General features: G+C 70.4%; 18 protein-coding genes. 4 read left to right on the top strand and 14 right to left on the bottom strand.

Annotated elements, in window-relative coordinates; all coding sequences use genetic code 11:
• Positions 1-81: 81 nt before the first annotated feature.
• From ODE13_RS08815 to ODE13_RS08790, 6 genes are all read right to left on the bottom strand, one after another.
• Complete coding sequence (locus ODE13_RS08815; RefSeq protein WP_322478938.1) at positions 82-2,067, bottom strand: NHL domain-containing thioredoxin family protein; 1,986 nt, start codon at positions 2,065-2,067, stop codon at positions 82-84.
• 105 nt (positions 2,068-2,172) lie between these two features.
• Entirely contained in the window at positions 2,173-3,009 is an 837-nt protein-coding gene (locus ODE13_RS08810) for a hypothetical protein (RefSeq protein WP_322478937.1), read from the bottom strand.
• A complete protein-coding gene (locus ODE13_RS08805; protein ID WP_322478936.1) occupies positions 3,006-5,210 on the bottom strand; it encodes a cytochrome c oxidase assembly protein in 2,205 nt (734 codons plus the stop codon). Before ODE13_RS08805 ends, ODE13_RS08810 begins: the two co-directional genes overlap by 4 nt.
• Positions 5,211-5,220: 10 nt before the next feature.
• Entirely contained in the window at positions 5,221-6,081 is an 861-nt protein-coding gene (locus tag ODE13_RS08800; protein ID WP_322478935.1) for a copper resistance protein CopC, read from the bottom strand.
• 119 nt (positions 6,082-6,200) lie between these two features.
• The gene (locus tag ODE13_RS08795) at positions 6,201-6,815 is read right to left on the bottom strand and encodes a hypothetical protein (protein WP_322478934.1); all 615 of its coding nucleotides are present in this window, start codon (positions 6,813-6,815) and stop codon (positions 6,201-6,203) included.
• 218 nt (positions 6,816-7,033) lie between these two features.
• Positions 7,034-7,318 (bottom strand): HU family DNA-binding protein, encoded by a 285-nt coding sequence (locus ODE13_RS08790; RefSeq protein WP_179541941.1) that lies wholly within the window; start codon positions 7,316-7,318, stop codon positions 7,034-7,036.
• A gap of 433 nt (positions 7,319-7,751) precedes the next feature.
• On the opposite strand from ODE13_RS08790, the gene ODE13_RS08785 reads away from it, so the two are divergent.
• The 3 genes from ODE13_RS08785 to ODE13_RS08775 all read left to right on the top strand — a co-directional run bounded on the left by ODE13_RS08785 (position 7,752) and on the right by ODE13_RS08775 (position 12,641).
• Positions 7,752-11,201, top strand: a complete 3,450-nt coding sequence (locus tag ODE13_RS08785) for a pyruvate carboxylase (RefSeq protein WP_322478933.1) — start codon at positions 7,752-7,754, stop codon at positions 11,199-11,201.
• Positions 11,202-11,401: 200 nt separating this feature from the next.
• Entirely contained in the window at positions 11,402-11,965 is a 564-nt protein-coding gene (locus tag ODE13_RS08780; protein WP_322478932.1) for an ASCH domain-containing protein, read from the top strand.
• Positions 11,966-12,062: 97 nt separating this feature from the next.
• Positions 12,063-12,641, top strand: a complete 579-nt coding sequence (locus ODE13_RS08775; RefSeq protein WP_322478931.1) for an NUDIX hydrolase — start codon at positions 12,063-12,065, stop codon at positions 12,639-12,641.
• Between the two features lie 46 nt (positions 12,642-12,687).
• On the opposite strand, the gene manA is transcribed toward ODE13_RS08775, so the two are convergent.
• The 6 genes from manA to ODE13_RS08745 form a co-directional block, all read right to left on the bottom strand.
• Complete coding sequence (gene manA / locus ODE13_RS08770) at positions 12,688-13,932, bottom strand: mannose-6-phosphate isomerase, class I (RefSeq protein ID WP_322478930.1); 1,245 nt, start codon at positions 13,930-13,932, stop codon at positions 12,688-12,690.
• A gap of 483 nt (positions 13,933-14,415) precedes the next feature.
• On the bottom strand, positions 14,416-14,721 hold the full coding sequence (gene rpsN / locus ODE13_RS08765; protein WP_179541928.1) for a 30S ribosomal protein S14: 306 nt from the start codon (positions 14,719-14,721) through the stop codon (positions 14,416-14,418).
• Positions 14,722-14,723: 2 nt separating this feature from the next.
• A complete protein-coding gene (gene rpmG / locus ODE13_RS08760; RefSeq protein ID WP_022872124.1) occupies positions 14,724-14,891 on the bottom strand; it encodes a 50S ribosomal protein L33 in 168 nt (55 codons plus the stop codon).
• The gene (gene rpmB, locus ODE13_RS08755; RefSeq protein WP_179541927.1) at positions 14,891-15,127 is read right to left on the bottom strand and encodes a 50S ribosomal protein L28; all 237 of its coding nucleotides are present in this window, start codon (positions 15,125-15,127) and stop codon (positions 14,891-14,893) included. Before rpmB ends, rpmG begins: the two co-directional genes overlap by 1 nt.
• A 472-nt stretch (positions 15,128-15,599) precedes the next feature.
• On the bottom strand, positions 15,600-16,823 hold the full coding sequence (locus ODE13_RS08750; RefSeq protein WP_322478929.1) for an acetyl-CoA C-acetyltransferase: 1,224 nt from the start codon (positions 16,821-16,823) through the stop codon (positions 15,600-15,602).
• A gap of 15 nt (positions 16,824-16,838) precedes the next feature.
• Positions 16,839-17,783, bottom strand: coding sequence for a LysR family transcriptional regulator (locus ODE13_RS08745; protein ID WP_322478928.1), 945 nt, complete (start codon positions 17,781-17,783; stop codon positions 16,839-16,841).
• Positions 17,784-17,865: 82 nt separating this feature from the next.
• Between ODE13_RS08745 and ODE13_RS08740 the strand changes: the two genes are divergently transcribed.
• Entirely contained in the window at positions 17,866-18,846 is a 981-nt protein-coding gene (locus ODE13_RS08740; RefSeq protein WP_322478927.1) for a DMT family transporter, read from the top strand.
• Positions 18,847-18,859: 13 nt separating this feature from the next.
• Here the strand turns inward: ODE13_RS08740 and ODE13_RS08735 are convergent, their stop codons facing one another.
• Positions 18,860-21,325: an AAA family ATPase gene (locus ODE13_RS08735; protein WP_322478926.1), complete on the bottom strand. Its 2,466-nt coding sequence runs from the start codon at positions 21,323-21,325 to the stop codon at positions 18,860-18,862.
• A 110-nt stretch (positions 21,326-21,435) separates the two neighbouring features.
• Positions 21,436-24,474, bottom strand: a complete 3,039-nt coding sequence (locus ODE13_RS08730; protein ID WP_322478925.1) for an FAD-binding and (Fe-S)-binding domain-containing protein — start codon at positions 24,472-24,474, stop codon at positions 21,436-21,438.
• Between the last annotated feature and the right edge of the window lie 52 nt (positions 24,475-24,526).

Here is a 24,526-nt window from a genome sequence, read left to right as displayed (position 1 = left end):
GGCTGCTCCGACGAATGTGCAGAGTCCAGTGTGACATGGCTGACCTGCTCGTTCACGGAGCGGCAGGGGCTCCCGTTCAGTTCACCTGATGCCGCGCAGGTCCAGCGTCAGGGCGGAGTCCCCGCCCTCTTCGACGGTCACCGGGATCCCCCAGTCCTGCTGGTACAGGTGGCAGGCGGCATGCATCGGGATCTCCTGACCCGGAGCTCCGTCACAGGCGGCCGCCCGAGCCGTGATGTGCAGGACGCCCTCCGGCACCGAGGGGTTCAGCCGCAGGGTGCGGCTCAGCCCCTCACCGTTGCCGGCTCCTTCGGCGATCAGCTCCTCCGGGGAGGAGGAGATCTTCAGCTGGGTGGGGTCGCCCCAGCGGTCGTCGAGCTTCTGCCCGGTGGGCGCTTCAAAGCCGATGCTCAGGCTGAACTCGCCGGGGGCCACCGGGGTCGTGGGCCGCTGGGTCTCCTGCGCGCCCTCGTCCACGGTGAGGAACTCTTCGGGGATGGCCACGCGGACCAGCTCGTGAGCGTTGGTCTCCACCACCAGCAGGGTGGTGCCGTCGGAGTCCAGCAGCACGTCGGAGGGTTCCTTCAGCCCACGGGCCACAGTGGAGACGGCGGCGGCCACGGTGGTGCCGTCGGCCGCCCGGTGCTCGCCGCGGTACCTGCGGATGGCCCCGTTGTAGGTGTCGGCCACCAGCACCGAGGAATCCGGCAGCACGGTCACACCCAACGGGTGCTGCAGGCGCGCCTCAGCAGGGTCTCCGTCGCGGAAGCCGAAGTCGAACAGCCCTTCGCCGATGATGGTCTCCACCGCAGGAGCCTCCGGGTTCTGGCTGAGCCGCAGCACCCGCAACGAGGACGTCTCGGAGTCGGCGATCCACACATCCCCTGCGGCGTCGGCAGCCAGCCCGGAGGTCTGGGCGAACCAGGACTCGTCGGCCGGGCCGTCGGTCAGACCTTCCAGCCCGGTGCCGGCCAGCACCTTCAGCTCACCGGTGACGGGGTCGAAGGAGAAGATCTGGTGGGTGCCGGCCATCGCGATGATCACCGAGCCGGTCACCGGGGACCACAGCACATCCCACGGGGAGGACAGCGAGACCTCCAGAGGTGCCATGCCCAGGCTGCCCACCTCGGGGCGCTCGGTCTGGGTCACCCGCTCGGAGTCGATGAGCCGCTGCACGCCGTTGCCGGCCAGCGTGGTCACCTGGCCGGTGGACACGTCGATGCCGCGCAGCCGGTGGTTCACCGTATCGGCGACGACGAGGTCATAGCCCACCTTTTCGGCCACCTCAGCCGGGAGCACGGCCAGGCCCTGCGGCTCGGTGAACAGAGCGGCGTCGGCGTCGCCGTCTCGGTGGCCCTTCTCCGTACCGGGCTCTGCGTCGGGCTCCCCGCCGCCCCAGCTGCGAGATACGGTCTGCAGGTCAGGCTCGAGCTCCACGATCCGGTGATGGCCGGTGTCCGCCACCAGGAAGCGGCCCACGGAGGAGTCGTCCCCGTCCAGCGGGCGGGTGACCGGCACGGCCTTACCCGGGAAGCGCAGGGTGCGGGAGACCGGCTCCGGCGGCACATAGGGGCCGTCGCCACGATGCAGGGTGCCTTTGGCCTCGTGCTCGGCGACCAGCTCCTCCACGAGGGACTCCAGCCCGGCCACGTGACCCTCGCCGGCCAGGTTGGCGGCGATGTAGCCCTCAGGGTCGACGACGACCAGGGTCGGCCAGGCGCGGGCCGAGTAGGCCTGCCAGGTGATCAGGTTCGGGTCGTCGAGCACCGGATGGGCGATCTCGTAGCGCTCGACGGCGGCGGCCAGGGCCTCCGGGTCCGCCTCGTGCTCGAATTTCGGGGAATGCACGCCCACCGTGACCAGCACATCGGAGTGCTTCTGCTCCAGCGGACGCATCTCATCGAGCACGTGGAGGCAGTTGATGCAGCAGAAGGTCCAGAAGTCCAGGATGACGATCTTGCCGCGCAGATCCTCGAGGGTGACCTCCTTCCCTCCGGTGTTCAGCCATCCGCGGCCGACCAGCTCGGAGGCCCGCACCCGTGAGGTGCGGCGGATCGTCTCCGTCATGCGTGTGCTCCTTCTGTCCTGTTCCTGCCCGGTGTTCCTGCCCGTGTCGTGCCCGTGTCGTGTCCGTGCCGTGGCGACGTCGCACCGGCGGCCGACCGGAGCCGCTCAGCCGTCGAGCGCCTCCAGCGTCGACACGGTGATCGCCTCGGCCATGGTCGTGAACTCCTGCGAGGACGCCGCCGGCTCCCCGATGAAGGAGACCATCACGACGTCGTCGCCCTGACGGGTGAACAGGATCTGCGCCGCGATCATTCCATCATCCTCCCCCTCGGCCAGCGTCCGTGACCTCGAATAGGCCACAGTGCCCTCTCCCCGCCCCCTGGCAGGCTCCAGGGTCTCGAGGGACACTTCGTCCATGGCGAGCACGTAGTCGGCGTCCAGCTGCGTCAGCCGCACCTCGGGACAGGACTCCACCAGGGCCTGCACATGGCCCATGTGCTCCTGTGCCCGGGAGGCCTCGTCCTCGCCGTCGATCTCGGCGATCTCGATGGACCCGGTGCCGGTGAAGGTCTCCGAGCCGAAGTCCACACGCGCGGCGTCCGAGCCCAGCAGCAGCGGAGCCCAGTCCACTGCGGCCAGCGGCTCCTCGCAGGAGGCGGGTTCGACGTCGACGTCGGCCTCCCCTTCAGCCAGGGAGCCCTCCATCTGGTCGCGGAACTCCTCCACCGCCGCCTCGGTGTAGAACCCGGCAGAGTCGAAGCCGAAGCTGGAGGCGCGTTCCATTCCGGCCTCGGCGGCGCCGATGAGCCGCTCCGTGCCTGCCCGGGGGCTCTGCTCGCCCTCCTCGCCGGCGCCCTCGTCAGCTCCGCAGCCGCTCAGTGCCAGCACCACGGTCAGCAGGGCCGCCGGCACGACGGCTCCACGGCGCGGCGGCACAGGGCACGGGCCGGTGCGCGGCCCGGGGTGTGCCGCCTGGGGCGTCGGCGTGTGGTGCCTGCTCATCGTGGGTCGTCCCTCTCTGCCATGCGGGCGAACATCTCGTTGTACTCGTGCAGGCCGGCGTCCCCGGTGCGGTCGGCCTCGCGGTCCTCCCGGACCATCTCCCGCCTATCCTCCCGGGACCATTGCACGGCGGCGATCACCGCCAGAAGCATCGTGGGGATCTCACCGAGCCCCCACATCAGCTCACCGCCGCGCTGCTGGTCCTCCAGGGCGGAGAAGCCCCAGTCGTGCCCGATGTTTCCGAACCAGCTGGCCTGGATCAGGGACTCAGCCCCGGAGAGCGCCACCGCGATGAACGCGTGGAAGGCCATGGTGGCCAGCAGGATCACGAGCCTGATCGCATGCGCGGGCCGCTTCGGCAGCGGATCATGGCCGACCATCACGAGCGCGAAGATGTAGCCGGTCAGCAGAAAGTGGATGTTCATCAGCTCGTGTCCCAGGTGATACTCCAGGGCGAGGCCGAACAGCGGGGTGTAGTAGAACAGCACGAGCGAACCGGCGAAGTTCACCGCCGCCACGACCGGGTGGGTCACTACTCGGGAGAACCGGGAGTGCACCAGCCACAGGATCCATTCGCGGGCCCCGCGGGTGCCGTCGGTGCGCGGTGACAGCGAGCGCAGAGCCAGCGTCACCGGAGAACCCAGCACCAGGAACATCGGAGCGACCATGGTGAGCGTCATGTGCTGGATCATGTGCCCGGAGAACAGCACCATCCCGTAGATCGCCGGTCCGCCGGAGGTCACCCAGAGCAGCACGGTGAGTCCGAACAGGAAGCTCACCGCGCGCATGATCGACCAGGCGTCGCCGCGGCGACGCAGCTTCACCATTGAGTGCAGGTACCAGGCGGCCAGGAACACGACGACGGCGACCCATAGCCAGTCGAACCGCCACTGGCTGAACCAGAGTCCCAGGGTCGGCTCGGGCGGGAGGTCGTAGCCGGTGAGGATCCGGGCCGGGGTGGCGTCAGAGGGCTGGTCCTCAGAGACCGGCGGGGAGGTGCGGCCCAGCACGGCGCTGACGCCGATCACTGCTGACATGATCGCGATCTCCACCAGGATCAGCTGCCACAGCAGACCGGTGACGGCTCGGCTGCGGGTGGGGTCGGGGCTCGCACCGGACGAGGCTCCCGCGCCGGCGCCCTCATGGGCTCCGGCCAGGCGCGGGATGATCCAGCTGCGGTGCATCCACCCGATGATCGCCAGACCGACGGTGGCGCCGAACTTCAGCGCGAGCATGATCCCGTAGGGGGTGGTCAGCAGCTGGTCCAGGGTGGCGATGCGCAGATCCGCGTTGATGATGCCGGAGGCCGCCACGGTGGCGATGGCCAGCCCGGCCAGCACCGAGTACCGGCGCAGCAGGGTGCCCACGATCTCCGGGCCACCCTGCTCGCGTGCCGTCAGCGCGGTGGCCTGTCGGCGGATCTCCGGGGAGAGCAGGGCCAGCACCACCAGTCCGCCCACCCAGATCACCACGCCCAGCAGATGCAGGGCCAGGGAGTTCACCGCCGCGGTGTGGTCATCGCCGGAGGCGGAGTGCCCCACCAGCGCCATGGGGATGATGCCGCTCAGCCCCAGCACCGCCACGAAGAAGAGTCCGGCCGGGGCACGCACCGCGAAGACCAGGGTGGCGAACACCGCGGCGATGAGCACCACCGTCATCCAGGCCTGGCCGGTGGGGATGGACTGCACGTACCCCAGGAACCCGGCGGAGAAGCCATCATCGGAGGAGAGCGGCTGCCCGGCCAGCGCCGAGTAGGTCAGCACCAGCACGGCCACAGCCGCCACGGTCCACACGACGGCGGCCACCCCGGCGATCTGCAGGGTGCAGGCGTAGAGCGGGTGCGTGATCACGGCGGAGGCCCCGGACCTCCCGGCGCGGTCCGCGCGCCGTTTCTCCGCACGGCGCTGTCGGCTGCGCGGGCCCACGCGGGAGGGCACCGCCATGACCGCCAGGATGACCCCGCCGATGGCGGTGGCCATGGCCACGTGGTGGATGAAGCGGGCCACCGGCAGGCCCCACCGGGTGACGACGCCCGGGTCCGCGATCTGGGACGGGCGGCCGATGCCGGTGAGCAGGCCGGCCACCGCCACGGCCACCAGGCCGAGACAGAGGGCGGCGCCCACCGCAGGCAGCGAGACGGCGCGCACGGGGGCGTCCGCAGTCGAACGGGCGGCGTCTCGGCCGCCTGCGGCAGGCGTCATCGGGTCTTCCTCACTTCTCGTCTCGGGGACGGTCGTCAGCGCCGTCGGTGCCATCCACGGAGTCGCCGGTCTCATGCGGGCCGGTGCCCGTGCCGCCGGGGGTCTCGCGGGGCTGGCGCGGAGCCTGCTTCCACTCCTCCACCTGTGTCATCTTGCGGCGCATGAGCACCACCGCGAGGATGACCACCAGCACGCCGCCCAGACCGGTGAGGACCGCGGCCCAGGCCGGGAACTGGCCCTCGGCCGTGGCGGGATCGGCATCAGCATCGGCGGCAGGGTCGACCTCGGTGTTCTGCGCCTCGGTGTCCCCACCGGCGGTGTCCTCACCGACGGGCGCCTCCTCAGCATCGCCGCCGGCGTCCGCCTCCTCCTCATCGACGTCCTGGGTGGCGTCCTCATCGGCCTGCTCTGCAGCACCCTCGGGCAGCTCGACCTCGAAGGAGTAGCTGTCCTCCTCATCGTGACCGTCCGAGTAGACGACTCGGTAGACGACCTCGTACTCTCCGTCGGGAAGCTCCCCGTCCAGCGGAGTGGACATGGCGGCGCCGTCGACCACGGTGTCGGTCTCCCAGCTCTCCCCGTCCTCGTCGGTCACTCGGATCTCGTTGGTGATGTTCGTACCCTCGGTGAGGCCCTCGCCGGTGAACTGGAGGGTGATCTCCTCCGGGCTCTCGGTCAGCACCTCGCCGGCCTCGGGCGTGGAGGAGAGCAGCTCGTCATGGGCCCAGGCCGGAGCGGCGGTCAGCGCGGTCAGCCCGAGCGCGGCGCCCCCTGCCGCGGCGGCGAGCCTGGCGGCACGACGATGCGGGCGCAGGGACCGGCCACAGGTGGTGACGCCGGCCGGTGCAGCGGTGATGGTGGAAATGTTCATGATGTCCTTCGGTGGGTCGCGGGGTGTGGCGTGCGCTCGGCGGAGCGCCGATGAGGACGCACGCCCCAGGTGCAGTCCGGCCGCGAGTCCTGCAGCCGGGCGTGGACGCCGCAGGGGCGTCAGACAGGCACCGGTGGGCCCCGCACCGTGCAGGGGCCGCGCCCCGCCCACAGGTCGGTCAGCGGCGGGATCGGGCCGCTCGGCGTCAGATCTGCCGAGCCGGCGCCCAGGTGCACCGCCCGCGGAGTCATCAGGATGCGCGCCGGTCCCAGCGAGAGCAGGCTGGAGAGGGCCTCAAGGATCGATTCCCCGCGGCGCAGCACCACGATGGTCAGCACGGCGGCCAGCCCGTGCGAGAAGGTCATGCCCAGATCGGGGGCTCCCCCCTGGACGGCGCTCAGCGCCGCCTGGCCGTGCCCGGCATGCGGCACAGCCGCTGCGGCGCCGCTGGGAGCGACGGCTCCCGCCGAGGCGGGCAGGAAGGTGAAGAGACCGTGGAACACCGCCTGGGAGATCAGCACGGAGGCCACCAGCCGCAGACGCCCGAATCGCAGGGTGGCCAGAGCCGTGCACAGCGGCACGCTCACCGCCAGCGCCAGGAGGACCACCAGCGGGTGCGGAGCATGATGTCCGGCGGCGGAGTGCGCGACGACGGCGGTGCTCACGGCGGCGACGGCCGCCAGGGAGCCGCGGAGCAGGCGCTGGCCGCCGCTGAGACGCGGGGCTGCACGCATGGTGCACCTCCCTGTCGTGGATCCGTGCTGCGTCGGTGCTGTCCGGACACCGCCAGCAATTCTACGCTCGGTAGAAGTCAGTGTGGGCAGATGTGACCTGGAGGGGACATGGGCTCGCCGCCGACCCGTCCCCGACACCCGCCGGAGACGACGTCGGCCCCTGTCCGCGATGCTGCGGACCAGGGGCCGACGTCACAAGCCGGAGCGGCTGCCGTGCCTCACTTGCCGGAGGCGGCGGCCTTCAGCTTGGAGCCCGCGGTCAGCTTCACCGAGTAGCCCTCGGGGATCTGGATGGTCTCGCCGGTCTGCGGGTTGCGACCGGTGCGGGCGGCACGCTTGGTGCGCTCCACGGCCAGCCAGCCCGGGACGGTGACCTTCTCGCCCTGGGAGACCTGAGAGGTGAAGACGTCGAAGACTGCGTCCAGCACGCCGTTCACGGCGGCCTGGGAGTTGCCCGACTTCTCTGCGACGGCTGCCACGAGCTCGCTGCGATTCATAGCCATAGTGTGTCCTCCTGGACTGGTTCGGTGTCAGTCCCCGTGTCAGGGGCTTTCAGAACGGCAACCTACCACGGCGTCACGCCCAGAACCGCATGATTCCGGGCGATTCACAGTGATTTTCCAGGGTCCGGGCCCTCGTGTGCAGCCTCTGTGAAGCATCCCACCCCACCCATGTGCCCCACCGGTCGTCGTCGCCTCCGGGGATTCTGCCCGAACGTGCCTCCATGTGACGCGGGACACGTGGCGCCGGCCACCATGGCCGGTATCCTGTGCACACTGCCCGGACTGCCCGGGCCGATCCAGGTGCTGAGGACGCTCGTCGGGCAATGACGCCCACCGGGTGAGCACCCGGGCAGGCCCCACCGCAGCGCCGCGCAGAGCTTCTGCCCGACCGCACGACGATGTGCGGCCGCCTATGAGAGGAAAGCGACAACGGATGTTCTCCAAGATTCTGGTGGCCAACCGCGGTGAGATCGCCATCCGCGCCCTGCGCGCCGCCAACGAGCTCGGGGCCAGCACGGTCGCCGTCTACCCGCATGAGGACCGCAACTCCTTCCACCGCCAGAAGGCCGACGAGGCCTACCGCATCGGGGAGGAGGGGCACCCCGTCAGGGCCTACCTCGACGTCGACGAGATCGTCCGGGTCGCCCGGGAGTCCGGCGCTGACGCCATCTACCCCGGCTACGGCTTCCTCTCCGAGAACCCGCAGCTCGCCCGCGCCGCCGAGGAGGCCGGCATCGCCTTCGTGGGACCTCCGGCCGACGTGCTGGAGTCGACCGGGGACAAGATCCGCGCCCTGCGCGCCGCCCGGGAGGCGGGAGTCCCGGTGCTGGACAGCTCAGACCCTTCCGATGACCCGGAGAAGCTGATCGCCGAGGCCGACGCCATCGGCTTCCCCATCTTCGTCAAGGCCGTGGCCGGCGGCGGGGGTCGCGGCATGCGCCGCGTGGAGACCCGCGAGCAGCTCCCCGACGCGCTGCGTGCGGCCATGCGCGAGGCGGAGACCGCCTTCGGCAACGCGACGGTCTTCCTCGAGCAGGCCGTGGTGCGTCCCCGTCACGTGGAGGTCCAGATCCTCGCCGACGGTGAGGGGAACGTGGTGCACCTCTTCGAGCGGGACTGCTCCATCCAGCGTCGCCACCAGAAGGTCGTGGAGATCGCGCCCGCCCCGAACCTCGACGACGAGATCCGCCAGGCGCTGTTCCGCGACGCCGTGGCCTTCGCCAAGGCCATGGGCTACCGCAACGCCGGGACCGTGGAGTTCCTCGTGGACACCGCCGGCGAGCGCGCCGGTCAGCATGTGTTCATCGAGATGAACCCGCGCATCCAGGTGGAGCACACGGTCACGGAGGAGATCACCGACGTCGACCTGGTCATCTCCCAGCTGCGCATCGCCGCGGGCGAGACCCTGGAGGACCTGGGGATCCGCCAGGAGGAGCTGCGCGTGCGCGGCTCGGCGATGCAGTGCCGCATCACCACCGAGGACCCGGCCGCGGACTTCCGCCCCGATGTCGGCACCGTGACCGTCTACCGTTCGGCCGGCGGCTCCGGGATCCGGCTCGACGGCGGCACCGTCTACACCGGTGCGGAGATCAGCCCGCACTTCGACTCCATGCTGGTCAAGCTGACCAGCCGGGGCCGAGACCGGCTCACCGCGATCCGTCGCGCCCGGCGCGCGCTGGCGGAGTTCCGCATCCGCGGGGTGGCGACCAACATCCCGTTCCTGATGAACGTCCTCGACGACGAGCAGTTCCTCTCCGGGGATCTGGCCACCGACTTCATCGACAAGCGTCCGGAGTTGGCCAAGGTCAACAGGTCCAAGGACCGTGGCACCAAGGTGCTGCAGTACCTGGCCGACACCACCGTCAACCAGCCCCACGGGCCGCGGGTGGAGGGCATCGACCCGCGGGACAAGCTCCCCCGCTTCCCCGGGGACAAGCAGGACGAACCGGACCGCAGCCCCTTCGACGGGCCGTCGTCGCACCCGAAGCCCACCGGCTGGCGGGACGTGCTGCAGCAGAAGGGTCCGGAGGGATTCGCCCAGGCGCTGCGCGAGCAGACCGCTCTGGCGGTCACCGACACCACCTTCCGTGACGCCCACCAGTCGCTGCTGGCTACCCGGGTGCGCACCCGGGACCTGCTGGCCGCCGCGCCCGCACTGGCCCATGTGGTGCCCGGGCTGTTCTCCGTGGAGGCCTGGGGCGGAGCGACCTACGACGTCGCCTTGCGCTTCCTCTCGGAGGACCCCTGGCGGCGCCTGGCGCTGCTGCGGGCGGAGATGCCGAACATTCCCCTCCAGATGCTGCTGCGGGGACGCAACACGGTCGGATACACCCCCTACCCGCTGGAGGTGACCGACGCGTTCGTCGCCGAGGCCGCCGAGACCGGGGTCGACATCTTCCGCATCTTCGACGCGCTCAACGACGTCGACCAGATCACCCCGGCCATCGCGGCAGTGCGCAAGACCGGCACCGCAGTGGCGGAGGCGGCCCTGTGCTACACCGGCGACCTCTCCGACCCGGACGAGGACCTCTACACGCTGGACTACTACCTGGGCCTGGCCCAGCAGATGGTCGACGCCGGCGCCCACATCCTGGCGATCAAGGACATGGCCGGACTGCTGCGCCCCGCCGCCGCCCGCACCCTCGTCACCGCCCTGCGTGAGCGCTTCCACCTGCCGGTGCACCTGCACACCCATGACACCGCAGGCGGGCAGCTGGCCACCCTGCTGGCCGCCACCGAGGCCGGGGTCGACGCCGTCGACGTCGCCACCGCCTCAGTGGCCGCCACGACCTCCCAGCCGCCGGCCTCCGCACTGGTGGCCGCCCTGGAGCACACCGAGCGTGACACCGGGCTGGGCCTGGAGGCCGTCGCCTCGCTGGAGCCCTACTGGGAGGCCGTGCGTGGGATCTACCGGCCCTTCGAGTCCGGACTGCCCAGCCCGACCGGGCGGGTGTACCGGCACGAGATCCCCGGCGGTCAGCTCTCCAACCTGCGGCAGCAGGCGATCGCGCTGGGCCTGGGTGAGAGGTTTGAAGACATCGAGGACATGTACCACGCGGCCGATCAGATGCTCGGCCGCCTGGTGAAGGTCACGCCGTCGTCGAAGGTGGTCGGCGACCTGGCCCTGCAGCTGGTGGGCATGGGCGTGGACCCGGCCGAGTTCGAGGCCGAGCCGCAGAACTTCGACCTGCCGGACTCGGTGATCCAGTTCCTGGCCGGACAGCTCGGCGACCCGCCCGGCGGCTGGCCGGAGCCGTTCCGCACCAAGGCACTGGAGGGCCGGACCGTCCGCCCGCTGGACGAGGACCTCACCGAGGAGGACCGCGCCGGGCTGGCCGCAGACTCCGCCACCCGGCAGGCCACGCTGAACCGGCTGCTGTTCCCCGGGCCCACGCGAGACTACGAGGCTGCGCGTGACGCCTACGGTGACGTGATGGTGCTGCACACCCGGGACTTCCTCTACGGGCTGCGCAAGGATCATGAGCACACCATCTCCCTGGGCAAGGGAGTGCGGCTGCTGGTGACCCTGAAGTCCATCTCCGAACCGGACGAGAAGGGCATGCGCACCGTGGTGTGCACGCTCAACGGACAGCCTCGGCCCCTGGTGGTGCGCGACGAGTCCGTGGAGGCCACAGTCCGCGCCGCGGAGAAGGCCGACCCGTCCTCCCCCGGCCAGGTGGCCGCGCCCTTCGCCGGCGCCGTCTCCTTGCTCGTGGAGGAGGGACAGACCGTGGAGCCGGGGCAGAACATCGCCACCATCGAGGCGATGAAGATGGAGGCCGCGATCACCACTGCAGTGGGCGGGACCGTGGCCCGGACCGTGCTCAACGGGGTCCAGCAGGTCGACGGCGGAGACCTCCTGGTGGTGGTCGAACCCGCCTGAGGCATGGAGGGACCGGAGTGCCCGGAGGATCCGGAAGGGCCCGCATTCCCGGACCACCGCGCGCACTCCGGTCTCCTCACCTCTTCGAGTGGGGGAATCCACTACCGCTAAACGCCGGAGTCGGCGTTTAGCGGTAGTGGATTCCCCCACTCGATGCGGGTTCGGGCTCGATGTGGGTTCGGGCGGATACGCTGGCGATCATGTCCAGCATCGACCCCTCCCCCGCCCCAGCCGCCGAGGCGACGATCCCTCGTCGTGTGCTCACCCCTTGTGATCAGGATGCCGCGCGCACCCTGTGGGAGCAGTACGCGGAGGCACATCCGGTGGCCGCCTCCGCGAGCCCGGATTTCCTGGTCGATCAGTTCGGGGATCACGCCGAGCTGGCCGATGAGCTCCTGGAGCTGGTGCTCACCGGGCGCAAGACCTCCACGGCCAGTCTGCTGGCCGAATACGTCTGGGAGGGCGAGACGCCGCCGAGGATCGGAGCGCACACCGTGTTCTGCGACGGCCACGGCGCACCCCGAGCGATCGTGCGCACCATCGGCCTGGCCCTGGCCGGGTTCTACGACGTCGACGCCGAGCACGCCTGGGCGGAGGGCGAGGGAGATCGCAGCCTGGCCCAATGGCGCACCGAGCACCGGAGATTCTGGGAGCGGGTGTGCACGGCCGCCGGGCGCAGCTTCAGCACCGACATGGAGGTGCTCATGGAGCGTTTCGACGTGGTCTGGGCCGCACCCGTCGCGCGGGGAACCCACTACCGCTGAGTCGGAGATCTCGGCCCACGGCAGCCGTAGATTCCCCACTCGACGTGGGGTCGGGGCAATCGGGGCCGCGGAAGGCGCGGGCGGTACGCTGGCGGGCATGACCACGCCGCCCACGCACCTCGCCCTCTCCCCGATCGCCGCCCGGTTCCTCGCGGATCTGGAGGCCTGGAGCCCGGCCTCGGCGCAGCAGGAGCGGCTGAGGCAGGACTACCTGGCGCTGGCCCTGCACGGGGATGAGCCCTTCCGCCGCCGCCCACGGCCCGAGCACTTCACCGCCAGCTGCTTCATCTTCGACGAAACGCTCACCCAGGTGCTGCTCTGCTTCCACAGCAAGGGCCGGTTCTGGGTGCAGCTGGGCGGCCACATCGAGGACTCCGACGACTCCGTCCTCGAGGCCGCCTTTCGGGAGGCCGTCGAGGAGAGCGGTCTGACGAGCCTGCGGCCGCTGCACCGCCGTCCGGTCGACCTCAACGTGCACCCTTTGGGCTCCGGGTTCTCCCATTGCACGGCGCACTGGGACATCGGCTATGCAGCGATCGCCCCGCGGGACGCACAGATCATGGTCAGCGAGGAGTCCGAAGACGTCGCCTGGTGGCCGGTGGACCGCCTGCCCGAGGACGTCGCCCCAGAGTTCGACGTCCGCCTGCAGGTGGTGCTCACCGAGCTGGGCGCCTGAACGGACCGCCGTCAGATGGCGCTGGGGCGGGACAACCGCATCCGGCTCATGACCTCCTGGCGGAGGGGTCGTCGCGCGGGATCGCCAGAAAGGCGCGCCCCTGACCGTCCACGCGCAGCCGGCCGGAGCCGGTGTGCAGCAGCTGATCGCCGCGGCCCGCCGTACGGGTCTCCTCGGCCTCCGAGGCAGCGGGGGTGTTCTCGCCGTCAGCGGAGACCCGGAACCGCCCGTCGAGCACGATCAGCACGCTGGGTCCGGGAGCCTCCACCTCAGCCGAGCCGGTGATCTCAAGCAGCTCGAACGGCGCCCCCTCCTGGCCCGCCGGCCGGTGGGCCACCACGTGGTCACCCACCGGCACCGCAGAGCTCGGGTGCACGGCGCGCGGAGTCAGGTCGGCGACGCGCAGCAGCTCGGCGGTGTCCACATGCTTGCTGGTCAGCCCGCCTCGCAGCACGTTGTCACTGGGCCCCATGAGCTCCACTCCGAGGCCCTGCACATACGAGTGGAGCACTCCTGCCGGGAGCCACAGCGACTCCCCCGCACGCAGGGTCAGGTGGTGCAGCATGACCGCGACCGCGATCCCCCGGTCCCCCGGATGGGACTCCTGCAGCAGGCGGATCAGGCGCCACGGCCCGGGCTCCTCCGTTCCTGCCCCAGACTGCTCTGCCGCCGCGGCGGCCAGCAGCGCGGGCACCACGGCCGCAGACTCCTCGGCGGTGAGCAGCCAGGCGACGACGTCGCCCAGCTCGTCCTGCCGCTCCGCGGCCTGGCTGAGGAGCTCCTGCCAGCGGCCCAACGCACGGCCGGCCGCGGTGGTGGAGTTCTGCGGGAGCTGGATGCGGACCGCGTCGAGGGTCCTCATGATCTGTTCCGTACTCCGGAAGCCGCACAGCGCCTGAAAACCATCCTCCAGGGCGACGAGCATCTCCGGCTTCGGCCGGGAATCCCGATAGTTGCGGTGCGGCGCGTCGATTGGGATTCCGGCGGCCTCCTCCCGGACAAAGCCGCTCTCCGCCTGGGCGGCGGCGGGGTGGGCCTGGAGCGAAAGGGGGCGCTCGGCGGCGAGGATCTTCAGCAGGAACTCCAGACGACGGCCCGTGAGCTGCTCCCACTGGTGGGCGTCCGTCCATTGGGCCTCGGTATCGACGAACCTGCTCGGCGCCTTCGGATGGGCGCCAAGCCACAGCTCCGCCTCTTGGACGGGGCCCATCGAACGCCCGAGAAGCGCGGAGATCCTCCCCTGGGAACCCCAGTCATAGGCCATGCAGTCGTTGTCGATGTTCAGCAGCATCACTGATGCACTCCCCCGCGTCCTGCGGTCAGGCGGAGATCTCGCGGCGGGAGGTTCAGGTGCTTCCGGCGGGCGGGGTGACGTGCAATGGTCACGGCAGCGCTCCTCGAGGTCGGCCTCGGCGGGCACGAGGCACATCGGCAATCTGCATGACATCGTAGGACATCACGAAATCGTCCACAAGGATCATCGTCATGCTCGAGGTGCACCGTCACGGGGCCGTCGCGACAGAACAGGCCCACAGAGCTGACGATGGGACCCGGCGCCCCGCCCTCGCGGGTCACTACGGCCTCCATGAATCTCCCCGGCGCTTCCTGATGTCTCACGATGCCATCGCAGGCCGATGAGACCTGCCTCGCGGTCAGCCGACGGGGCGCGCTGGCATCCGGGCCTGCGGAGACGACAAGGGCGGGACCACCCGAAGGTGATCCCGCCCTTGTCAGCGGTCTGGCAGATCAGCCGAAGCTGATCACCAGGACATCGTCACCAGGACGACTTGGTGATCCCGGGCAGCTCGCCGTTGTGCGCCATGTTGCGGAAACGGATGCGCGAGATGCCGAACTTCTGGAAGGTGCCGCGCGGACGACCGTCGATGGAGTCGCGGTTGCGGACACGGATCGGGCTGGCGTCGCGGGGCAGCTTCTGCAGGCCCACGCGAGCAGCCTCGCGGTCCTCGTCGGAGGCGTTCGGGTCGGTCAGCGTCTTCTTCAGCTGAGCGCGCTTCTCGGCGTAGCGCTCAACGATGATCTTGCGCTGCTCGTTCTTTGCGATCTTGGACTTCTTGGCCATGATCAGCGCTCCTCTCGGAAGTCGACGTGCTTACGGACGACCGGGTCGTACTTCTTCAGCACGATGCGGTCGGGGTTGTTGCGGCGGTTCTTGCGGGTCACGTAGGTGAACCCGGTGCCGGCCGTCGACTTCAGCTTGATGATGGGACGTACGTCCTTGTCCTTGGCCATTAGAGCTTCTCACCCTTCTCAATCAGCTCGGCGACGACAGCGTCGATGCCGCGGACATCGATGGTCTTGATGCCCTTCACGGACAGGTTCAGCGTGACGTGACGCCCCAGCGAGGGCACCCAGTAACGCTTCTTCTGGATGTTCGGGTCGAACCGGCGCTTGGTGCGACGGTGCGAGTGGGAGATGCTGTGGCCGAACTGCGGCCCCACTCCGGTTACCTGGCAACGAGCTGCCATGATCACTCCTCCAACATAAGTACGAATATATCTCCGGGCGGTGCCCGCGAACACACGGATCCCCAGGTCAGACCTGATAAGACCATGCGGTCGTTGAGCCGAGTCCCGCCACCAGTTGTGACACCGTGACTTACGAGGACGGACCAGGCTGGGTGAGATCCAACCGAAGTGCCTTCTCATCGCGGACGAAAGACGGTGGTGCTTGCCTTGTGGTGCGCTGGAATCCAGGCTTCACAATTCACCGAACTGCTTTCCGTCGCCGAGCCCCAGCCTTCCCGACGGACGTGGATCAGAGCATCTCGGATCCATCACCCACCGGGCATGCTTCAGGCACAGCACAGCACGGCTTGCGACTGTCAATAGTAGCCGGACGGCGCGAGAACGGCAAAGCGGAGCCCGGATTCCGCGGCCGACGACGACGTCGGCCCGGCTCCCGGCGCTCCGCTCCCGACGATCCCCAGCTCAGCCGTGCTCAGCTCAGCCGCTCGATGACCATCGCCATGCCCTGGCCGCCTCCCACGCACATCGTCTCCAGGCCGTACTGGCCGTCGGCTGCGCGCAGACCGTTGAGCAGGGTCGCAGTGATCCGCGCCCCCGTCATGCCGAAGGGGTGACCGAGGGCGATCGCCCCGCCGTGGACGTTGAGCTTCTCCCACGGCACGCCGAGCTCCTTGGCGGAGGGGATCACCTGTGCGGCGAAGGCCTCGTTGATCTCCACGAGGTCGACGTCGTCGACGCCCAGACCGGCCCGCTCCAGGGCCTGCCGGCTGGCACCGACCGGTCCCATCCCCATGATCTCGGGAGACAGCCCGGTCAGCCCGGTGGAGACGATGCGCCCCAGCGGCTCGAGCCCCAGCTCACGGGCTCGGGTGTCACTCATGATGACCAGCGCGGCCGCACCGTCGCTGAGCGGGCAGGCATTGCCGGCGGTGACCGTCCCGTCCGGGCGGAAGACCGGATCCAGGCCGGCGAGCGCCTCGGCGGTCACGCCGGGGCGGGGGCTGTCGTCGGCGTCGACGGTGGTGCCGTCCGGCAGGCGCAGCGGGGTGATCTCACGGGCGAAGAACCCGTCTGCGATGGCCTTCTCGGCACGGTTCTGGCTGAGCTGGGCGAACTCGTCCTGCTCGGCCCGGGTGACCCCGGTGTGCCGGGCGACGTTCTCGGCGGTCTGCCCCATGGTGATGTACGCGTCGGGCAGCTGCCCGTCATCGCGCGGATCGTGCCAGACGGCTCCACCCTCGGCGGTCTTGGCCGTGCGGGCCATGGCTTCGGCGAAGCGCGGATTCTCGAGCTCGGCCCCAGGGATCCAGTCGGAGGTGCCCTGGGCGAATCGGCTGACCGCCTCCACTCCGGCGGAGATGAACACGTCACCCTCGCCGGCCTGGATGGCATGGAAGGCCATGCGGGTGGCCTGCAGGGAGGAGGAGCAGTAGCGAGTGACGGTGGTGCCGGGCAGGTGGTCCATGCCCGCGAGGACCGCCACGATGCGAGCCATGTTGAACCCCTGCTCCCCGCCGGGAAGGCCGCAGCCGAGCATGAGATCCTCGATCTCCCCAGGATCCAGCTGCGGCACCTTCTCCAGTGCGGCCTGGACCATCTGGGCGGTCATGTCGTCGGCGCGCAGATCCACCAGGGATCCTTTGCGCGCCCTGCCGATCGGCGACCGGGCCACGGACACGATGACGGCTTCAGCCATGATGTGATCTCCCTCTCAGAACGATTGTGACTCCAGAGTAACATCGCCTGCCGGAGCCGTCACCCCGCCGTCGTCGGCCAGCCCGCGCAGCATCTCGAGCACCCGGCGCACCGCCGGTGACCCGCACAGGCTGCCCCGGGAGCGCACCATGATGGTCCGCCGAAGCGCCGCCCCGGACAGTTCGACGGCGGTCACCTGCGCGGGGTCCGCCCGCACCGAGGAGAAGCTCAGCCGGGGCATCACCGTGATGCCCACACCGGCGGCCACCAAGGCCACCGCGGAACCGTAGTCCTGGGTCTCGTACTGGAAGCCGGGCGTGAAGCCGGCCGCAGCACAGGCCTCCAACAGGATCTGGCGGCAGGTGCCGCGGGTCAGGTCGTTGTCCACCCATCGCCAGCCGGCCAACTCCTCCAGGGCAGCCCCCCGCCGCCCGGCCAGCGGATGCCCCACGGGCACCACCGCCACATAGGGCTCGGTGAGCAGCGGTTCGACGTCGTAGCCCGGCCGATCGGGCAGGTCTCGGTGGGCCACGCAGATCTCGACGTCGACGTCTTCGTCGCGCCCCTGCGCAGCCTCCCAGAGCCGCAGGTCCAGTCGCAGGTCGTGGAACTCGGCCGAGATCGCCGCGACGACGGCGGGCATCCAGGTCACACCGACCGAAGCGATGTGCGAGATCACCAGTGACCCGGTCCGCCCCTCCCGCAGGTCGACGGCCAGCTCCTCCAGACGCACGGCCTGGCCGAGCAGCCGATCGGCCTCCTCGGCGAAATGTCGGGCCACCCCGGTGGGCGCCAGGCCGCGCCCATCGCGGATGAAGAGCTCCAGGCCGGTGTCCTTCTGCAAGGCCTGGAGCTGCTGGCTCACCGCCGACGGCGTGTACCCCAGATTGGCAGCGGCGGCGTGCACGGAGCCGGCGGCGAGCACAGCACGGAACGTCCGCAGCCTGGTCAGATCGATCATGGATGCATCGTAAAGCAGTGCTGAATGATCGTCCAGAGATGTTCGCTTGTGCTGTTGAGTTTCAGGCGGGAGGATCATCGTTATGACCCGCCTCCTCGCCGCTGATGCCCTTGCTCATCCGGCCGCCGCGCCCCCTGCCGGCCTGGGCCCCGGCGGCATCCACCTCGACGGCACCAGCGGCACCCCCGGCCGCTGGTCGCGGCTGGCCGCACCCGCCGCCGTCGCCGTCACAGTGACGCTGTGGGCCTCCTCCTTCGTGATCATCCGCTGGGCAGCACCGGTGTTCTCCCCGGGTCCGCTGGCGCTGATCAGGCTGGTGGCCGGTGTGGCGATGCTGACGCTGATGCTGCTCGTGCTGCGCCGTCGCATGCCGCGGCTCCCCCGGCTGCGCGTGCTGGCGATGATCGTGGTCTACGGGGCGCTGTGGTTCGCCGCTTACACGGTGATCCTCAACCATGCCGGGCATCATCTCGACGCCGGCACCACGGCCATGGTCGTCAACGTCTCCCCGATCCTGGTCGCAGTCTCGGCCGGGCTGCTGTTCCGCGAGGGCTGGCCGCGCTCGCTCTTCGCCGGGATGGCAGTGGCCCTGGCCGGCATCGCGCTGATCACCCTGGCCGCCGGCGACGGACAGATCTCTCTGGTGGGCGTGGTGCTGGCGCTCGTCGCCGCCGTCACCTACTCGATCGCGATGCTGCTGCAGCGGGCGGTGCTGCCCGGGATGGACCCGCTGACCGTGGTGTGGCTGGGCTGCGCGGCCGGCACGCTGGCGGTGCTCCCCTGGGCCGGACAGGCCTGGGCCGAGCTGCAGGCCGCCCCGGCGGCGGCCATCTGGGGCGCGGTGTCCATGGGTGTGGGCGCCACGGCCCTGGGCTTCTCACTCTGGGCCTTCGCGCAGACCCGGATGCCCACCGGACGTCTGGCGGCGTGTTCGCTGGCCGTGCCGGCGGTGGCGGTCGCGATGTCCGCGCTCACCCTCGGCGAGGTGCCCACGCCGCTGGCCATCGTCGGGGGCGCGCTGTGCCTCGTCGGCGTCGGGGTCGCCCAGCTCGGCCGTCGCTGAGGCGGTGCCGGCCTCAGCCCACCCCGGCCCAGCTGAAGAACTGCTCGGCGGCCAGCACGGGCTTGCCGTACTCCTGGGCCTTGCGGGCCTTGCCGGACTGGGTGCCGAGCTCGGCGACCACCAGCAGGTCACAGCGCGTCTTGGTGACCGTATTGACCGGTGTCAGCCCCAGAGAGGCGGCCAGCGTCGTCATCTGCTCCCGCCCCCAGGTCCGCCCGTCGGCGGAGACCGCCTCACCGGTGAAGCAGACCCGGGCTCCCGGGACCAGGATCTGCTCCAGGTCCTCACCGGTGCCGGACTTCAGCTGCTCCTCGGTGACGACCTCCCGTCCGAGGAGGTCACCGACGGCGACCAGCCGATCCCCCAGCTGTGGGGTCAGCGTCACCCGGGCCGCGGCACGGCCGATCTGCTCCGCCACCGCGTGCCGGGCACCGGCGTGCCAGGAGTCAGGCTGCCGCTCCTCCCCCTGCCCGGGCCCGGATCCGCACCCTGACCCGAAGCCGGCGTCCCCGGCACCCAGCAGGATCGCCCCGACCTGACGGCTGACATCCAGCAGCGCCCCCAGACCTGGCATCTCCTCGAGGGAGGGCGAGGCCGTCTCCGGGTCCCGGGTGAGCAGATGCCCGGTGCCCTGCACCGAATCCTCGGAGGGTTCGAAGCCGGTGGCGGAGCGGTCCACAGCCTCAGGGGTCTCCGCCTCGGCGAGGAGCAGGGCGTCCATGACCTGACGGGCCGCGTCCAGGGCACGCGCGGGGGCCGCGCCGCGTGCCGGCGCCGGGCTGCCGGCCCTCGGGACGCGCGTCGTGACCGTCCGCGGGGCCTCGGCCCCGAAGGGCATCAGCTCCACCTGTCCGAGCCGCTTGAGCTCGAAGTCGATGAGTCCGAGGGTGCGGTCGATCTGCTCCCCCACCGGGACGTGTCCGGCGATCACCGGGGAGAGCACCGCCCAGGCCTCGGGCAGTGTGGGGGCCACCAGGATGTCCTCGGTGCTGATCCCGCAGGTGGTCCGGGCGTCCGCCAGATCCCGCTGCGGGTTCACCAGCGTACTCAGCCCGGTGCCGTCCTCGAAGACCACCGCGATCTCCACCGGCCGAGGTCGGGACATTCGCCCCTCGTCCCCCACGGTGAGCACGGCGAGCGCACAGCGCCGCCGAGCGGATCCGCTCCCAGAGCTGCCGCGCAGGAAGCGCAGGATCCGCCGGTCGGTCTTCATATCCTTCGGGAACACCGGGCGGGTGAGCACCAACCCGGCCAACGAGGTCACCCGGCTCAGCGCCACATAGAGCTGCCCGAAGGAGAAGGTCCCTCCGGAGAGGTCCACGATCAGGCGGTCTGCGGTCTGTCCCTGGCTCTTGTGCACGGTGATCGCCCAGGCGAGCTTGAACGGCAGCTGCCGATAGGTGCCCACCACCAGATGCGTCAGCATCCCGCCATGGACCTCAGGGCGGGTGATGTCCCAGGTGTGCGGTCCGACGTCGACCACCGCGCCGTCGCGCAGCGCCACCTGGACGAGCGGCTCGCCGTCGTCGTCCACCTCGACACCGAGCACATGCCCCAGCGTGCCGTTGACCCAGCGGCCCAGCGGGTCGTTGGTGAGGAAAATGATCTGCGCCCCGACCTTGAAGACCAGCCGCTCCTCCACCGGACGGTCGAATCCGTCCTGCTCGCCGCGGGTGATCGCGCGACAGACGTGCTCATCCCCAGGGAGCCGTTCCAGGCGGCGGCGATTGCGGGCGGAGGCGATGCGGTTGGTGGTGGCCAGGGTCAGCCAGAACTCGCCGTCGGGCGGTTCGAAGTCGGGGTCGACGTGTTGGTTGAGGTCATCCCGGGCGGAGCCGAGCAGCACACCCTCCCGGATGGAGTTCAGCACCGCGGTGAGCTGGTCGTCGCCGAGCTGCCGGAACACGGTGGTCAACGAGACGGTCGGGAAGTCCTCCTCCCGGTAGCTGTCCGCGGAGAAGAAGTAGGGGGTCGGGTAGCGGGTCTCGAAGTGCCGCCGCTCGGACTCGGTGACCACCGGGGGCAGCTGCAGCAGGTCTCCCACGAGCACCAGCTGCACCCCGCCGAGGCGCTGCCCCGGCCGAGGGCCGAACCGCTCCAAGGCAGCGACGAGCTGGTCGAGGAGGTCGGCCCGGACCATCGAGGCCTCGTCGATGATCAGCGTGTCCAGCGCCTTCAGCGTCCCGGCGAACCGCCCCGGGTAGTAACGGCCGTGGCGGATCTCCTCCAGGGTGATCTGCGAGTGGAAGCCGAAGAGCCGATGGATCGTGTAGCCGTCCACGTTCAGCGCGGCGATGCCGGTGGGCGCGGCGACGACGACGTGGCGGTCTGCGGCGCTGTCCTCGCTGCGGCGCAGGAACTCACGGATCAGCGTGGACTTGCCCGTCCCCGCCTTGCCGGTGAGGAAGACCGACTCTCCGGCCTCCAGGCGGGCCAGAGCTTCGTGGAACTCCTCGGTGAGGATGATCTCAGCGGCCATGGGTCCCTTCCCCGCGGGAGCCGGGCTGTCAGACGTGCCCGGCGAACTCCGGGAGAGTGTACCCGCCTCCCCGGCCCCGAGAGACGCCCCTCGGCGGGTCAGTAGCTCGATCAGCTGCGCTCGGCCAGCAGCTCCGCCAGGTGGATGGCCGCGACGTCGGCGAGATCGTCGAGCTGGATGCGACAGGACATCCCGTCGGCCAGCACCACAGTCTCCCCCGTCGCCTCGGGCCGGTCCTGCTCCTCGGCGGCCCTTCGCACAGCCGGCAGCAGGTTGGTCTCCGCCACGGCGACGCTGACCTCGTAGTGGCCGGCCTCGACCCCGAAGTTGCCGGCCAGCCCGCAGCAGCCCGGCACTGCGGTGACCTCTGCACCGGCCAGCTCCAGCAGCGCCTGATCGGCCTGCCAGCCGATCACCGCACGCTGGTGGCAGTGCGGCTGGGCGACCACCCGCACTCCGCTCAGATCAGGCAGCTGCACCTTCCCCTCGTCCACCAGCCGGTGGATCAGCTCCGCGAAGGTCAGCACCCCGTCGGCGACGGTCTGAGCCTCGGGGCGGTCCGAGAGCTGGACCAGATCACTGCGCAGCGTCGCGGTGCAGGAGGGCTCCAGTCCGATCACCGGTACCCCGGACTCCACCGGCTCCAGCAGCGCGTCCACCGCGCCGTCGAGCAGCCTGCGGGCCTGATCCAGCTGACCGGTGGTGATCCAGGGCAGCGCGCAGCAGGCCCGCCGCTGCAGCAGCCGCACGTCCAGCCCCTGGCCACGCAGGAACTCCAGCGCAGCCAGCCCGGACTGCGGGAAGAAATGGTCGGTGAAGGAGTCCGCCCAGACCCAGACGTCAGGCTGGGGACGGGTCCCGGCGGACTGACCGGCAGACGCCCCGAGCTCGGCCCGGCTGCCACTTGGGTCCGATTCCACGGGCCCGGTACTCCCAGCACGGTCCTGTCGTGCCGCGGCCCGCCGCAGCGTCTTCCGGGCGAAGGCCGGCACCGAGCGCCGCGGATCGATCCCAGCGGTCCATTTCGCCGCCGCGGCCAGCGGAGGCACCTTCATCATCGTGTTGACCAGCGGGGCCACCGGGGCGGCCAGCCGCGCCCAGAACGGCATCCGACCCAGCAGGTAGTGAGAGCGCGGACGCAGTCGACGACGCCGACGTCGACCCTGCTCCCCGGCACCCTCGCTCCCACCGACGTCGTAGGTCTGGTAGAGCGCCTCAGACTTGTACGCGGCCATGTCCACCCCGGCGGGGCAGTCCGAGGCACAGCCCTTGCAGGAGAGGCACAGATCAAGGGCCTCGTGGACCGCCGGGTCACTCAGACCCTTCACCAGGGTTCCGTCCATGGCCTCCTGCAGGATCCGTCCCCGGCCCCGTGTGGAATCCTTCTCCTCCTTGGTGGCCAGATAGGAGGGGCACATCACCCCCGAGGTCGAGGGCGCGACGCACTTCCCCACCCCGGAGCAGCGGTGCACCGCAGCGCCGAAGTCGCCGTCGTCGTGGGTGTGCCGAAGCCCCGGCCAGGGCAGCCCCCGGGTGGCCTGGGTGGGCCGCAGGTCAGCGGTGTGCGGGGCTGGATCGGTGATGATCCCCGGGTTGAGCAGATTCTGCGGGTCGCAGATGCGCTTGGCCCGGGCGAAGAGGTCCATCGAGGTCTCGTCATACATGTACGGCAGCAGCTCGGAACGGACGCGGCCATCGCCGTGCTCGCCGGAGAGCGACCCTCCGTAGACGGCCAGCCGCTCCGCGCAGGTGCGCATGAACTCGGCGAAGACCCCGGTGCTGCCGGGGTCGCCGTGAGCGAAGGGGAAATCGATGCGGCAGTGGATGCAGCCGTCTCCGAAATGCCCGTACGGGTAGCCCTGCAGCCCGAAATCGACCAGCAGCTCCTCGAACTCGCGCATCCAGGCTCCCAGGTGCTCCGGTGGGACGGCGGCGTCCTCCCACCCTGAATGGGCCGGGGTGGGCAGACTGACGCCGGCCAACCCGGCTCCGTCCTCACGGATCCGCCACAGCGCGGCCGCCTGGGCGGCGTCGTCCACCAGGCCCGAGTCCACGCAGCCGGAGGCGGCTCGCACCGTGGCGATGACGTCATCGGCGTCGTCCCCGGCGGCCTCCACGAACAGCCAGCTCTCCCCCTCCGGCAGCGGCGGCACCTGCTTGCCCGCCCCTCGGACCAACGCCACCAGCCGAGAGTCCATGCCCTCGCAGGCGATGAGCCGGCCCGGGGCCGCGGCGAGCAGCTGCGGCACGGCGTCGGCGGCCTCGGCCACCGAGTGGTAGCCCAGCACCATCAGCAGTCGGCGCGGATGATCGGCCACCAGATTGACCGTGGCCTCCAGCACGGTGCCCAGGGTCCCTTCGGTGCCCACCAGGAAGCGGTCGACCCGCCCCTGGTTCTCAGGCAACAGGTGCTCCAGGGAATAGCCGCTCACCTGCCGGTCGAAACGGCCGAAGTGGGTCCGCACATGGCCCAGGTTCATCTCCGCCAGGCGGAGCAGCTGTTCGGCGGTGGAGCCTGTAGAGGCGACGGCGGCTCGTCCGGCTCCGCGACCCGCCGTCGTCGTGCTGCCGCCGGCGTGGAAAGAACCAACCTCACCGTTGCCGAACAGCACAGTGGCGGCCTCGACGTTGTCAGCGGTGCGCCCGTAGCCCAAGGCGCGGGATCCGCAGGCGTTGTTGCCCATCATGCCGCCGATCGTGCAGCGGGTGTGGGTGGAGGGGTCGGGGCCGAAGCGCAGCCCATGCGGTGAGACGGCGCGCTGCAGCACCGCGTGGACGACGCCGGGCTCCACCCGGGCGGTCCGAGCCTCCGGGTCGATCTCCAAAATGCGGTCGAGGTCACGGGTGTCGACGACGATCCCAGCGCCCACGGCGTTGCCCGCGATGGAGGTTCCGGCCCCGCGCAGGGTGACCGGCACCCCGGTGGAGCGGGAGACCTCATGGACGGCGTGCAGCTCGTCGACGTGCTGCGGCCGGGTCACGACCTGTGGGACCACCCGGTAGAGGCTGGCGTCAGAGGAGTACATGCCACGGGCCAGGGCGGAGTCGTCGACGCGGGAGACCCCCGCACCGCGCAGCTGCTGGGCGATCTCACGGCCCGCGTCCTGGGCGGGACGCTCACCGATGGCGGGTGGAACGGTCGAGGTCACGTCGTCGTCTCCTTTCGCCGAGTGGGTCCGAACTTACCGGATCGCCAGCAGC

The organism is Nesterenkonia sp. HG001 (genome assembly GCF_034438835.1).
GTDB classification, from domain to species: domain Bacteria; phylum Actinomycetota; class Actinomycetes; order Actinomycetales; family Micrococcaceae; genus Nesterenkonia; species Nesterenkonia xinjiangensis.
Note: the sequence above shows the minus strand (reverse complement) of the source record. Positions and strands in the feature narration are given on the sequence as shown.